Origin of the sequence: Fibrobacter sp. UWH9 (assembly GCF_900129715.1) — a bacterium.
GTDB lineage: Bacteria > Fibrobacterota > Fibrobacteria > Fibrobacterales > Fibrobacteraceae > Fibrobacter.
On the sequence record NZ_FQWP01000005.1, the window covers coordinates 1 to 13,030 of the forward strand.

Annotated in this window: 16 protein-coding genes and 3 pseudogenes; 10 read left to right on the top strand and 9 right to left on the bottom strand. The window is 48.8% G+C overall.

What is annotated here, in order from left to right; all coding sequences use genetic code 11:
- From BUB94_RS05760 to BUB94_RS05780, 5 genes and pseudogenes are all read left to right on the top strand, one after another.
- Nucleotides 1-286: pseudogene (locus BUB94_RS05760) on the top strand (hypothetical protein); the annotation flags it as partial.
- A 258-nt stretch (nt 287-544) separates the two neighbouring features.
- Nucleotides 545-826: a UPF0175 family protein gene (locus BUB94_RS05765; RefSeq protein ID WP_073235011.1), complete on the top strand. Its 282-nt coding sequence runs from the start codon at nt 545-547 to the stop codon at nt 824-826.
- 140 nt (nt 827-966) lie between these two features.
- A complete protein-coding gene (locus BUB94_RS16385) occupies nt 967-1,194 on the top strand; it encodes a PIN domain-containing protein (protein ID WP_139258468.1) in 228 nt (75 codons plus the stop codon).
- 55 nt (nt 1,195-1,249) lie between these two features.
- Nucleotides 1,250-1,456, top strand: a pseudogene (locus tag BUB94_RS05775) (succinate dehydrogenase/fumarate reductase iron-sulfur subunit); the annotation flags it as partial.
- 164 nt (nt 1,457-1,620) lie between these two features.
- Nucleotides 1,621-1,728 (top strand): annotated as a pseudogene (locus tag BUB94_RS05780) (IS3 family transposase); the annotation flags it as partial.
- Between the two features lie 14 nt (nt 1,729-1,742).
- Here BUB94_RS05780 and BUB94_RS05785 read toward each other — a convergent pair.
- From BUB94_RS05785 to BUB94_RS05795, 3 genes are read right to left on the bottom strand one after another with little or no spacing between them, the layout of a single operon-like run.
- A complete protein-coding gene (locus BUB94_RS05785) occupies nt 1,743-1,973 on the bottom strand; it encodes a hypothetical protein (RefSeq protein WP_073161622.1) in 231 nt (76 codons plus the stop codon).
- Complete coding sequence (locus BUB94_RS05790) at nt 1,966-2,475, bottom strand: DUF3990 domain-containing protein (RefSeq protein ID WP_073235017.1); 510 nt, start codon at nt 2,473-2,475, stop codon at nt 1,966-1,968. Before BUB94_RS05790 ends, BUB94_RS05785 begins: the two co-directional genes overlap by 8 nt.
- A complete protein-coding gene (locus tag BUB94_RS05795; protein ID WP_072801212.1) occupies nt 2,472-2,687 on the bottom strand; it encodes a DUF3791 domain-containing protein in 216 nt (71 codons plus the stop codon). The genes BUB94_RS05790 and BUB94_RS05795 overlap by 4 nt, the downstream gene beginning before the upstream one ends.
- A gap of 182 nt (nt 2,688-2,869) precedes the next feature.
- Between BUB94_RS05795 and BUB94_RS05800 the strand changes: the two genes are divergently transcribed.
- The 5 genes from BUB94_RS05800 (at nt 2,870) to BUB94_RS05820 (ending at nt 6,880) form a co-directional block, all read left to right on the top strand.
- Nucleotides 2,870-3,400, top strand: a complete 531-nt coding sequence (locus BUB94_RS05800) for an esterase/lipase family protein (protein ID WP_073235020.1) — start codon at nt 2,870-2,872, stop codon at nt 3,398-3,400.
- Nucleotides 3,393-4,301, top strand: a complete 909-nt coding sequence (locus BUB94_RS05805; RefSeq protein WP_073235023.1) for a hypothetical protein — start codon at nt 3,393-3,395, stop codon at nt 4,299-4,301. The genes BUB94_RS05800 and BUB94_RS05805 overlap by 8 nt, the downstream gene beginning before the upstream one ends.
- 141 nt (nt 4,302-4,442) lie before the next feature.
- A complete protein-coding gene (locus BUB94_RS05810; protein ID WP_073235026.1) occupies nt 4,443-5,234 on the top strand; it encodes an amino acid ABC transporter substrate-binding protein in 792 nt (263 codons plus the stop codon).
- 156 nt (nt 5,235-5,390) lie between these two features.
- A complete protein-coding gene (locus tag BUB94_RS05815; protein ID WP_073161387.1) occupies nt 5,391-6,050 on the top strand; it encodes an amino acid ABC transporter permease in 660 nt (219 codons plus the stop codon).
- 53 nt (nt 6,051-6,103) lie between these two features.
- Nucleotides 6,104-6,880, top strand: a complete 777-nt coding sequence (locus BUB94_RS05820) for an amino acid ABC transporter ATP-binding protein (RefSeq protein WP_083538133.1) — start codon at nt 6,104-6,106, stop codon at nt 6,878-6,880.
- 112 nt (nt 6,881-6,992) lie between these two features.
- On the opposite strand, the gene BUB94_RS05825 is transcribed toward BUB94_RS05820, so the two are convergent.
- From BUB94_RS05825 to sufC, 6 genes are all read right to left on the bottom strand, one after another.
- Nucleotides 6,993-7,823, bottom strand: a complete 831-nt coding sequence (locus tag BUB94_RS05825) for a hypothetical protein (RefSeq protein ID WP_073235029.1) — start codon at nt 7,821-7,823, stop codon at nt 6,993-6,995.
- Nucleotides 7,824-7,868: 45 nt separating this feature from the next.
- Nucleotides 7,869-8,231: a four helix bundle protein gene (locus tag BUB94_RS05830; RefSeq protein ID WP_073161385.1), complete on the bottom strand. Its 363-nt coding sequence runs from the start codon at nt 8,229-8,231 to the stop codon at nt 7,869-7,871.
- 28 nt (nt 8,232-8,259) lie between these two features.
- Nucleotides 8,260-9,234, bottom strand: a complete 975-nt coding sequence (gene floA / locus BUB94_RS05835; RefSeq protein ID WP_073235031.1) for a flotillin-like protein FloA — start codon at nt 9,232-9,234, stop codon at nt 8,260-8,262.
- A gap of 154 nt (nt 9,235-9,388) precedes the next feature.
- Nucleotides 9,389-11,047, bottom strand: a complete 1,659-nt coding sequence (locus tag BUB94_RS05840; protein WP_254793681.1) for an NfeD family protein — start codon at nt 11,045-11,047, stop codon at nt 9,389-9,391.
- A gap of 127 nt (nt 11,048-11,174) precedes the next feature.
- The gene (locus tag BUB94_RS05850; RefSeq protein WP_073235418.1) at nt 11,175-12,218 is read right to left on the bottom strand and encodes a SufB/SufD family protein; all 1,044 of its coding nucleotides are present in this window, start codon (nt 12,216-12,218) and stop codon (nt 11,175-11,177) included.
- Nucleotides 12,219-12,238: 20 nt separating this feature from the next.
- A complete protein-coding gene (gene sufC / locus BUB94_RS05855; RefSeq protein ID WP_073161382.1) occupies nt 12,239-12,985 on the bottom strand; it encodes a Fe-S cluster assembly ATPase SufC in 747 nt (248 codons plus the stop codon).
- Between the last annotated feature and the right edge of the window lie 45 nt (nt 12,986-13,030).

The window sequence follows — 13,030 nt, forward strand, 5'->3', positions numbered from 1 at the left end:
GTTCGAAACTGTCAAGATCAGCGACATTTCTCCCGACATGTCCTTCCTGGAAATGCTGGACATTGTCAACGAAGAACAGATGAAGCAGGGCAAGGTCGAAGCCAAGAAGCGCGTGCTCGCTATGGTGGCACAGATGGACAAGGAAGGCTTTGGTAACTGCACCAACCTTTACGAATGCCAGGCTGCCTGCCCGAAGGGTATCACCGTGGATTACATCGCCAAGATGAACCGCGAATACCTCATGGCAACCGCTACCTACGCTGAAAAGGTTTATGGTAAGGACTAATTCCTAGCATGTCATCCTGAGCGAAGGCGCTTGCGCCGGAGACGAAGGATCTAGAACTCCGTTCGGGTAAACTCCGGGCGGGGTTCTTTTTTGTGAATTTTGTATTGTCAATATTTATCCTAGATAATTCGATTCAGTAACATTCGCCAAACGCTTCACCTCGGAACTCCTCAGTGAACAGCATCTAACGGTGTCACGTAAATCGGCTAGGTTGCTTTATTCTTGATAAAATTATATATTAAGAGTGGAGGCTTTACAATGGAAATGACAACAGTCCAACTTCAGATCCCGGTGGATATGGAGCCGTATATTGCGACGAAGCCAGAAGGCGAACTTGTGCAGTTGGCCTTGTTGTTGCATCCGTTTGTAAAGAACGAGACCATATCGCATGGTCGCGCTGCCGAAATTCTCGGTATCACAAAGTGGCAGCTAATCGAGCTTTATGCCAATGAGGGCTTTGCCTACTTTGATATGGATTGGGACGAGGTCGAAGAGGATGTCGCTACCTATGAACGTCTCAAGGCGTATTTGAAGAATTAACTGCCAATCCTGACTTTTCTGAAGAAGCGGAAGAGATTAGGAAATGTGAATTCATTGAAATACAAGATGTCAATCCTCAAGAAGTCTCCCTTTTTAGGAGGGCTACGGGGCTTGACCTTGGTGAGAGTGAGGCTCTCGTTTTGACAGATCGGTTAAATGCGGACTTACTTCTTGTTGATGAAATCAGGGCAAGGCATGTTGCCAAAACAATCGGTCTCAACATAATGGGTACAATCGGCATTTTTAGAGCCGCTTATAAGGATGGCTACATTTCTGCAGATGAAGTTCGCGAAGCTGTAGAAATATTGCGTTCTAGCGGTCGTCACATTGGCGAACGACTTTTCAAGAAGTTGCTTGAATCCTTGTAATTTTCCCATACATTCGTCCTTCCTGGAAATGCTGGACATTGTCAACGAAGAACAGATGAAGCAGGGCAAGGTCGAAGCCAAGAAGCGCGTGCTCGCAATGGTCGCTCAGATGGACAAGGAAGGCTTTGGTAACTGCACCAACCTTTACGAATGCCAGGCTGCTTGCCCGAAGGGTATCACCGTGGATTACATCGCCAAGATGAACCGCGAATACCTCATGGCAACCGCTACCTACGCTGAAAAGGTTTATGGTAAGGACTAATGAGGCGTGAGGTATGAGGTCGGTCGCTTCGCTCCCTTTGAGGTGTGGGGCTTCAGCCCCTTTGGGTCTTCCGCGCACCCCCATTGCGGGCTTCAGACGCCAGCCCGCAACGCCTGGCTTATAGCAAAAAATGGAGAAAGTATTTCTGCATGGGGGAGGTGGTGTCGGACATATTCGACTATATTGAGGCGTTCTATAACCGCAGGAGGTTGCATAGCACGCTCGGGTGCCTGAGCCAGGTAGAGTATAGGTTGAAAAGGCTGGCTGCGTAAGGAGCCGGCTTAGGCTAGACTTCGAGTTGAGTCAGTTTCCCGTTTTCCTGTTCCGCCTTGAATATGTCGTAGACATAGGGAGAACTTTCAAGGTAAAGTCCGGTTTCCAGGTCAACCAACTTGGCGAATGTTTCAGACGCGTAGAGCCTGCGCATTGCTTCGATGAGCGGGATTTTCTGGTCTTCCATCATATACGAGATGATGTCTCCCGTTATGAGTTCAGCAAGCATTTTGGGCTTAGACATGGACCGACTCCTTCTTTTTCAACAGCGCAATCGCTTTTTCTGAGTGGAAGGAATATTGGTCGGTTAGTTTCTTGAACTTCATCTCGCTAACGAGCGTCTCGACAGAGATTGTTCCTTCGGAAAACTGCCTGAATAGCAATGCCAAGTCATCGTTCGCAATCGGCCCTATAACCAAGTCGAACCGACCGTCTATGTTGGAGTCTTCCTGCGGGTCTTTCAGTTTCGTTGCGTTTCGGTTCGTGATGACGAATTTCGCCCATTCTATGGTGGGTGAATCAAAGTGACGGATGTTCAGGGTTCCAAGTTTGTCCGCCGAATTGTCGAAATCGTATATATTCAGGGTGGGCGAGCCGCCATACATTCTTGCTACCCTTTGCGCCATCCTTACAGCCTGCTCCCGAATGGTGGTAAGGTAGAACCCCTTGCCGAAATCCTTGTTCGGACGGCACTTGGACAGTTCAATTTGGGCGATGTCCGTGTTCGAACCGTGGAAGAGAATCACTGTATCTTCCCTCCGTTCTGCTGGCTGACTAGCGTTAGGTCGTTGATGGCGTCTTCAAATGAAAGCGTATGCTCCACATCGTAGAATTCGACAAGGAAATCCATCGCTCCGTGATTGCATAGATAATCAAAAGCCTGCTTTTCTGTAAGGCTCTTGTTTGCGGCGAACTCGTTGACGCATGCAACGGTATATCTGATCAGTTTCTTGTCCATTTCTTAGATAATATACATAAAGGCTAGAGTCGTGGCAATAGTATGGGCACTCTCCCGGTACAATGTAGTGCTTATTCATGGAGCTGCTCCGGAAAATCAAGGATTCGAAAGTTCGTGTGATGAAACTGTTCGTAGTGCGTGGGGTTTTCATAACAATTGGGTTGTAGACTATACAACTTAAGATGGATAGCGCGAAACTCCAAAAGTCTTTGGGTGATGCCGCAGGCATGTTGGGGGCATATAATCAGGATGGTGAAAAGAAACTTACTCTTTGGCTAGATTCCGCTGTCTTTGAAGATACGGTAACATACGGCTCCGAGTATATCTATATCCAACGTTCCTTTGCGAATCCAGCGGCGTCCCCTGCACATAACGCATACGAAATTGGTGATAGAACTTGGAAAGGGAATAACAAGTGTTCCGTACGTAGGGCCTTGTTTGAAGAGGCTCAGGAAGTGAAGGCGAAAATATACAATAAGCATATTGTTGGGGATTCTGTTGTTGTTGATTCTACGGTTGGACAAAAAGCTCTTGAAATCATCCGTAAAAACTCCAACCTCTATCGTCAACTTGCATCTCGTTATATCCTTATCGGTCACAGCATGGGCGGTGTAGTTTCCCGCGAGTACGTGCAAGGCAACTTCTACAACGGCGATGTGGACAAGATAATTTCTATCTTCTTCGGAAGAACTGGAGACGAAATTTATGGTTAATGAAAGGAATGTGATTGTGATGAACGTTCTGAAGTTCTTTGTAGGGGCTGTGCTTGCGCTTGTGTGCGGCGGATTTGCGGGGTGCAGCGACGATGTGGAGTATCAGTTGTCCGAGAGAGGCGGGGGCAGCGTTGTTGGTTTTGTTGACGATTCGTTGGTGATGGTTTTAGAAAAGCGTCAATGGCATGAATTTAGGGAAACGTGGAACAGCGTTTATTCGGAAAAATCGGGGTACCAGGACGCACGACTCTGCATGTATAATTATCGTGTGCAAGAAGATGGACCGAGAGTGTGTGACTCGATATCAAGTGATTTTTCATGTAGCGGGCAACTTGCAGACTCCATAATATGGTACGGAATGTTTGGTTCTCGCAGTTCGCTGCATTTGTGGAAGTTTGGTGGGGATGTTCGTTATTATGGTCTTGAAGTTGTTAATAAGGACTGTAAGGTTGGTTTTGATGCGGCAAAAGCGCATCAATGGTTTGACGATAAGTTTATTGTAATCGGTAAGCAGTCGTTGAATGCAGGTGGAGACAGCTGCCAGTATGCTGTATTGGATACGGTTGGGAGGACGCTGGTGTATAAACGTTTCGACGAAGATTTGAAGTGGGTTGAAAAGTGTGACGATGTAAGGGCTTGGGGCGAGGATGTGTATTGTCTTTTGCGGAAAAAAGAAAATTGGAGTGTCCTATTATCTGTGGATAATATTGTCGTTGATTCTATGGAGTTTGATGAAGAACGCAGATATGCGGTTTACCCAGCTCTGTTTGCTGGTAATATGTTGCATACGGGCGACTACATTTGTTCTTTAACAAATAAAAAAATGGAGAGAAAACCGTATGTTAAATCGCTTAGTGATTTAAAATTCATTAATGCGGATGAAAGTATAGTTTCTTATTAAAATATGAAAAAACTTCTTCTTTTAGTGATGGCTTTCGCTATCGTGGTTTGGGCTATACCCAGGCCCATGGAATGTTTAACGAATTTTTTTGTTTTACATTTTTAACTACATTTACCATTGTAAATTTTAAGGAGTTACACAATGAAGTTTTTCTCTAAGATCGCTATGGTTGCCTGCTGTACCGCCTTTTTGTTCGGCTGCAACGAACAGAAGAATGATAATGCTGCCCAGGCTGACGAATCCCTGAACAAGGTGAAGGCTGCAGGCACTTTCGTGCTTGGCCTCGATGACTCTTTCCCGCCCATGGGCTTCCGCGACAAGGACAACAACATTGTGGGCTTTGACATTGACTTGGCTGCTGAAGTTTGCGCACGTCTCGGAGTGACTCTCAAGACTCAGCCCATTTCCTGGGACGCCAAGGAACAGGAACTGAACACAGGCAAGATCGACTGCATCTGGAACGGTATGAGTGTTGACTCTGCCCGCGCTGCCGCCATGAACCTGAGCGACGCCTACCTCAAGAATCGCATGATCTTCTCCGTGAAGGATAAGGCTCTTGCTAACCTCGCTGCTCTCGCTGGCAAGAAGATTGCCGTGCAGAACGGTTCCACTGCCCAGAAGTTGCTCGAAGCTTCTGACGCTGGCAAGGCCGCCAAGGAAATCGTTCCCTTCGACGATAACCAGACCGCTATGATGGACCTGGACAAGGGCGGTGTTGACGCTGTATTCCTGGATGAAATCGTTGCCAAGTACTGGATCGCTTCCAACGCCAAGGATTTCGTTGTTCTTGAAGAAGGCCTCAGCGATGAAGTCTATGCTATCGGCTTCCGCAAGAAGGACCAGGCTCTCCGTGACGCCGTGAACGAAACCATCAAGGCAATGCAGGCCGATGGCAAGTTCGCAGAAATCCAGACCAAGTGGTTCGGTAAGTAGGATCGAGGTCGCTTCGCTTTGAGGTGTGAGGGCGTGCCTTCGGCACTTTGAGCGAAGCATGGCGCCTTTGGCGCTTTTAATATAATGCGCGGAGCGCCAAATAAAAACCTCATACCTCTAGCAGCGTAGCTGCGAACCTCAAACCTCATTGCTGATATGTCTGATTTATTTACTCTTCTGCCAGTTTTGTGGGGCGGTTTCGTTACCACTCTAGAAATCTTTGGACTTACGTTATTGTTCTCCATTCCGCTGGGACTCTTGGTCGCAGTGCTGAAGATGAACAAGTACCGCGTTGTCCGCTATCCGGTGTCCTTCTACATTTCCGTGATGCGCGGGACACCGCTCTTGCTGCAGATTGTAGCTATCTATTTCGGGTCCTATTACCTCAGCGAATTCTCTGGCCTAGGAATTTCCTTTGACCGCTTCCCGGCGGTGGTGGCTGCATTCTCCATCAACTATGCGGCCTATTTTGCCGAAATTTTCCGCGGTGGCATTCAGGCTATTCCCAAGGGCCAGTACGAAGCTGCCCAGATGCTGGGCCTGACCCGCGGCCAGACTTTCTTCCGCATTATCTTCCCCCAGGTTGTAAAGCAGGTTGTTCCCGCCAGCGCCAACGAAGTCATTACCCTGGTGAAGGATACGTCCCTGGCTCAGGTCATTGCCGTGGCGGAACTTTTCTCTCTGGCTAAAAAGCAGCAGGCTGCCTACGCCAGCATTTATCCGCTGTTTGTGGCTGGCGTGTTCTACTATATCGCAAACCTTTTGCTCAGTTGCCTTTTCGCCTACGTAGAAAAGAAGCTGAACTATTATAAGTGATACGTTTCGGTGTCATTCTGAACGAAGTGAAGAATCTAGGATAAAGGTTAAAGATGAGTATGAACGCTGTTTTGAAAGTAGAACACCTAAAGAAGTCTTTTGGTGATAATCATGTGCTGAAAGATATTTCCTTCGACCTGAAGGAAGGCGAAGTTCTTTCTATCATTGGCCCCTCTGGTAGCGGCAAGTCTACGCTTCTCCGCTGCATTACCCAGCTGGAAACCATGAATGCCGGTACGGTTTGCGTGAATGGCAAGGACATGGTTGTGGGTGTGGACAAGAAGGGCGTTGCCAAGTACGCTCCTGCCAGTGTCCTTCGCGAAATTCGTTTGTCTACAGGTCTGGTTTTCCAGAACTTCAATCTATTCCCGCACTTGACGGTGCTTCAGAATTTGACCATCGCGCCTATCCGCGTTCTGGGAATGGATCGTGAAAAAGCTCGCAAGCGTGGCCGCGAACTGCTTAAGCAGATGGGACTTGAAACCAAGGAAAAGGCCTATCCCTGTGAACTTTCCGGCGGCCAGCAGCAGCGCGTTTCCATTGCCCGCGCCTTGGCCATGCAGCCCAAGATTCTGTTCTTTGATGAACCTACCAGCGCCCTGGACCCGGAACTGACCGGCGAAGTGCTGAAGATTATCAAGGGCCTTGCCGACCAGAAGATGACCATGGTTATCGTGACCCACGAAATGGCCTTTGCCCGTGATGTTGCGAATAAAGTAATCTTTATGGACCAGGGTGTGATTGTGGAACAGGGAACACCTGACTTTGTCTTCAACCAGTCCGGTAACGAACGCCTTGCTAGCTTCCTGAGCCGATTTGCGCAAGGGTAGTGAACACTCGGGGAAATTTAAGAACTGCTTATCGCATAGTTCTAAAATCGAAAATGAAAAAGCGTCGGGGGATAAACCTCGACGCTTTTTGCTTTTAAGAGTTGTCTGACAACTAACGTGCCCGGGCGCTCCAGCGTTTTTTGAAGCGGGGCTCGTCGAGAACCTTTGCCCAGATGAAGCCACGGCGGATTTCGAACTTGTCAAGATTGCGTGTGTGGACGTGGTTGTCTGCACTGGCTAGACAAGGTTCCCCGATAGCTTCATTCATGTCAGGAGACGTTCCCTGACCAGCCTGCTCACGTAGTTGCCGGGCTCGCTCTTCAAGTTCTGCCAATTCCTTTTGGTGCTTCAGCTCGGCTTCACGACGTTCTTGGAGGGATGCTTCCTGGGCGGCTGCAGCCTGCTGTTCTTCCGCTTCGCGCTGTAATCGCTTGAAGTGGTTGTCTAGCTCAACCTTGTCGTGGACAAGAAGGTCGCAATCTCCATCGCCCATGTCGCGGCCGACGATGCGCTTTGCCTGAAGTTCCGCAAGAACCTGCTGGGCAATCCGCTCAGAGAAACCGAAAGCTTCCTGCAGTAAATCAACGCTGACGTATTCCCACTGGACCACAGATTCAGCGATTTCGCTGAAGGTGTATTCTCCGGGCTTCGCCGGCGTGACGACTGGCAGGCCCACGTCTTCCTCATCATCCTCTACTTCGGGAGATGGCGGAACATAGGTTCCTCCGGAATTTTCTCGCTGGGCTTCCTCAAATTGGCGAATAAGATCTTGCAGGGAACGTGGCTTTGTATGGCTAGTTTGTTCTTCCTGCTGTTCATTATCGAATTCGTCATCAGGAGGAATTTCCCGATGTTGATCCTGTTGTTTCTTTTTACCTGCAGCAACCTTCTTGATGACAATATCAAGAACGTAGATGCCGATAAGAATGAGTAAACCTTCCATATGAGTTATTAGGTTATAGGTTAAAGGATAAAGGTTAAAGGATTGCTAATTTGAATTTCTTGATTTCGCAGACTTTAAGCCAGAAAGCATTTTGGCAATTTCTTCCGTTTTGCATTCAATGGATGTGAGTTGCTCTTTGGAAATGTAATTCAAAAGAGCAGCGATTTCCAATTGGCTTTGTGCTTCCATCAGAGATCCAAAACTTATTTCCAAAAAATGGATCGAATCTTTGGTAGATGTTCTGCCAGAGCCTTCAGCAATGTTTGATGTTACAGAAACTGCGGCTCGTTGAATTTGGTTTGTCAAAGCGAATTTCTCTGCAGTTGGAAATGTTGACGTAAGATTATATACGTCTATAACCCATTGCAAAGATTTTTGATAAACCTTAAGTTTCCTGTAGGCGAACATCTTTAACCTTTATCCTTTCTACTTTACGCTACTTGGCAGCTTCGCTGCCAGTCCCGATTTCCTTACGCATCTGGGTGTCGGCTTCGATGTTCTTCATGTTGTAATAGTCCATGACGCCAAGCTTTCCGTCGCGGAGGGCGGTTGCCATGGCCATGGGAATCTGTGCTTCTGCTTCCACCAGCTTAGCCTTCATTTCCATGACCTTGGCCTTCATTTCCTGTTCGGCGGCGAATGCCATGGCGCGGCGTTCTTCCGCCTTAGCCTGAGCAATCTTCTTGTCAGCTTCTGCACGGTCGGTTTCGAGGATTGCACCGATGTTCTGACCAACGTCAACGTCGGCAATATCGATGGAAAGAATTTCGAATGCGGTACCTGCGTCCAGGCCGGAAGCAAGAACCTTCTTGGAAATCATGTTGGGGTTTTCAAGAACTTCCTTGTGGCTCTGTGCGGAACCGATGGAGGAAACGATGCCTTCGCCAACACGGGCGATAACGGTTTCTTCACCAGCACCACCAACCAGCTTCTGGATGCTTGCGCGAACGGTAATACGGGTAACAGCGTGAAGCTGGATGCCATCCAGAGCCACAGCGGAAACCTTGGGCGTTGTAATAACCTTGGGATTCACGGACATCTGGACAGCTTCAAGAACGTTACGACCGGCAAGGTCGATAGCCGCAGCTTCCTTGAAGTCCAGTTTGATGTTTGCCTTGTTGGCAGCAATGAGAGCCTGGATCACGCGGAGAACGTTACCGCGAGAAAGGAAGTGGGCTTCCAGCAAGTTGGTGTCTACAGGGAGGCCAGCCTTGCAGCTAAGAATGCGTGCTTCCACAATCACCTGGGGTGGCACTTTACGGAGGCGCATACCGATGAGTTGGAAAATGCTCACGTTTGCCCTGGAGAACAAGGCCTGAAGCCAGAGGCTAAAGAACTTGCCGATAAAGGCGAGAAGAATGATGACGACGATGGCGGCAATGACAATGCCTACGGTAATGAGTGTATCCATGTTGTGTTCCTCGTGGTAATTAAACTTAATTGATAATTAAGCCGAGTGTCGCAAAAATAAACTTGTTTATTTTTATGACCGAGGCGCATTATCAAAAATGATGAAGTTATTCATTGATAATTGACGATTGGTGATTTAATATGGGATGTTGGCGCTAACAGGCAGAAACGAAAATGTGACCTTCCTGCACAGCGTCTACCTTGATGTTCTGACCGGCCTCAATGATTTCACCTTTTGTATGAACGTCATAAAGTTTGACGCTCCCGTCAGGCAATGTAAAGGAGGCTTGTCCAACGGGACGTAAGAATGTCTTTGCAACTCCGATATCGCCAACGTGAATTTCGCTGACTGCTTCCGTGGGGGAGGAGGCTGTTTCCAAATCGGTTTTTAACATTGGAGTCCAGCCTTCAGGTAGCAATGGTATAATGTATTTGCTTGCCGCAATGGGGAATATGAGTGCGATTGCCGCACAGCAAAGCATGTAGAATAATCCGAATAGCCAGGGAAGGGCATCAAAGGTTTCTTCAGTAGCTTCGGGAACGTATTCGGGAATATTGGCAGGATCATAGCTAAAGGCAAGGGCTAGAATCATGCAGATAATGCCACCTACGCCAAAGAGGAACGTTCCTGGCATTACAAAAATTTCAACTAGGAAAAGGGCTACGCCTGCAATCAGGAGAATGGCGGGGAACATTCCGTCTAGCTGAGGTGCGAACTGTCCTAGGAACACCACGGCAATCAATGCGATACCGACAATTCCAAAAACTCCAAAACCAGGAGTCTTGAACTCAATGTACAGGGCGCCGAATCCAAGAATTAATAGCAATCCGCTAATGGCGGCAATGGCGCTGGCGATGTCTTCGCCAAGGGTCGTTTCTACTTCACTACGACTTTCGATGAAAAGAGTCTTTTCGAATTCATTGCGGCTCTTGAAGGTTCCCTGAGAAAAACCCAGTTCTAGAGCTTCCTTGTCCGTCATGGTCAGAAGTTCTCCTTCCTTTACAAGAATCTTGGGTGCACCCCAGAATTCGATGTCCTTCTGACTTAGAACTTCGTACTTTGCGGCTTCAATAATCATGGACGTATCTCGTTCGGTCTTCTTACCGGCATCCAATGTCGTGCTGAGCTCAAGAATAGCTAGTTCCGGTGTTACAAAGGCAGAACTGAGTAGCTCGGGGTAACCATTTTTCTGGGCCAGGTTGCGGAACTTGGCGCGGAGAGGGGACTGAATCTTTTCTCCCACAATCTGCGGGGTTCCGTCACCGTTCTGTACGATGGGCGCGCAGTCGCCGATGGTGGTGGCTTCCATCATATAAAGCTTGCTGCAGGCAAGAGCGATAAGGCTGCCCGCACTGATGGCTTTCTTCTTTACAAAGGCGATGGTTTGTGGACCTTGAATCGCCATGATGGTGTCTACCAGGTCGAATGCGGCGTCAAGTCGGCCACCAAAGGTATTGATTTCAAAAATGATGTAGTCCGGATTTTCCTTTAAGGCGTCGCCAATGGCACGGGCGCAAAAATCGTACATGGATGGTTCCACGTCTCCTTCCAGCTTGATCCAGACGGCGTGCTTTTTTGCTGTGGCTTCGCCTAAGGAATCCGTCTTATTGAGGCGTTCCAGAACAGCGGAATCGGAAGGATCGTTTTTTGCCAGTTTGGAAATCTCGGTTACTGCGGCCTCGGCTGCAGCGATTTTCTTTTCAATATTTTCTGAAACCTTGTTGTGCAAAGTGTCGGCTATACTTTGAACGTTGGCGAAAGCAAATGCCGAGAAAATAGCTAAAGAGACCAGGATTTTAGATAAAAGTTTCATACTCCTAATGTATAAAGTTTTATTGACAAAAAAATGTCATTTGAGAGGTATTTTAATGGAAAAGCTATTTTTATTGACAAAAAAATCCCCGTTTCCGGGGATTTTCGTTAACAAAACTTTGATTTAACTACAGGTATGCCAATACCTGCAGCAGACGCTTCTTGGCGGGGCCGTCGATCAGGGGCAGGAACAGCTCCTTGGCGAAGGACTTCATGAGCATCTTCTTGGCGGTTTCGGCGGGGATGCCGCGGCTGGTCAAATAGAACATCTGATCTGCGTCAAGTTCACCGCAGGTGTTGCCGTGGGTACATTCCACATCGTCGTGGTAAATCTTCAGCACCGGCTTTACGGAAACGCTGGATTCGTCACCTAGGAGAATGGAATTTACCAGCTGGCTGGAGTTCACCTGGCTGCATCCGTTACCCACAATGACGCTTCCATCGTAGCTGACGTAGGACTTTTCGTCAAGCAGGTTGCGGGCGAACTGGGAACTGACGGTGTTGGGTGCGTTATGACGGATGGTCAGGCGCTGGTGCTTGCTGGCGGAACCCTTCAACACGCTGAGAGAACGGTAATCGAAGTTGGCGCCTTCGCCGTTCAAGTCTACGTCAATGCTGATGCGGCCAATGCCTGCGTCCTGCAGGATGTTGGAAAAACGTACCACAGAATTGGCGGCTTGCTTGATTACAAAGTGGCGGAACTGCAGCGGCAGTTCGTTTGCGGGGTTGGCAAAGAAGATTTCCAGCTCAGCGCCTTCTTCCACGTTAATGTCGAAGCGCTCGGCGGCAATTTCGTGCTCCACCTTGTTGTCCAGAATTTCGAGGGAGACCTTGGCGTTCTTCCCGATGTTGAAAATGCTGTGACCGAAGTCGTCACGGCTCTTGATGAGGCCCATTTCGGTTTCGCCTGCGGCAAAATCCTTCTTCATGGCGGGAGCGGACTTTGCGATGGGCAGGAGGGCTGCGATGTCGGTTTCGGCGGCAATGCCGAAGTCGGCGCATTCCACAGCGGCGCTGTTCGCGACGATCCCACCAGCAGTGCAATCGGCACCAGCATCCACTACAGATGGAATCTTATGGACCGGGAAGAAACTCCACAGCTCGTTGTTGCGCTTGGGCATGCCAAGGGCGTTGATGCGAGCCTGGGCGGCCTGTGCTAATTCAGAATTCATATAGCTCATTTGGCCCTCGATTACTTTTCTTCAATCCAGTCGTAGCCCTGTTCTTCCAGCTTCAATGCCAGTTCAGGACCGCCGCTTAGGATAATCTTGCCATGGCGCAGCACATGAACGTAGGTGGGCTTGATGTAATCCAGCAGGCGCTGGTAATGGGTCACCAGAATCACTGCCTTTTCGGGGCTCATGATGTGGTTGATGCCGTTTGCCACAATGCGCAGGGCATCAATGTCCAGGCCGGAGTCAGTTTCATCCAGGAAGGAAACCTTGGGGTCGAGAATTGCCATCTGGAGGATTTCGTTACGCTTCTTTTCGCCGCCGGAGTAACCTTCGTTGACACCGCGGTCGCGGTAGCGGTTGTCCATCTCCAGAAGTTCCATCTTCTCTTCGCAGAGCTTTTTGAATTCGTCGGCGCTCATTTCCGGGAGGCCCAGGAAGTTGCGCTTGGAGTTCAATGCCATCTGCAGGAATTCCACGTTATTTACGCCGGGGATTTCGGTGGGGTACTGGGTGCTGATGAACAAGCCGGAATTGGCGCGTTCGCAAATTTCCATGTCCAGGAGGTTCTTGCCGTCAAGTTCTACGACGCCGTCGTTGACGGTGTAAGCCGGATGGCCTGCGATGACCTTTGAAAGGGTGCTCTTGCCACTTCCGTTGGGGCCCATGATGGCGTGGACTTCACCGGGCTTTACTTCCAGGTTGATGCCCTTCAAAATCTGGGTGCCGTCTTCGATGCTTGCCTTAAGATTCTTGATGCTTAACATTTTTTCCTCTTTATTTATAAAGTCTGCGTTCCTTGTTTGCGAACC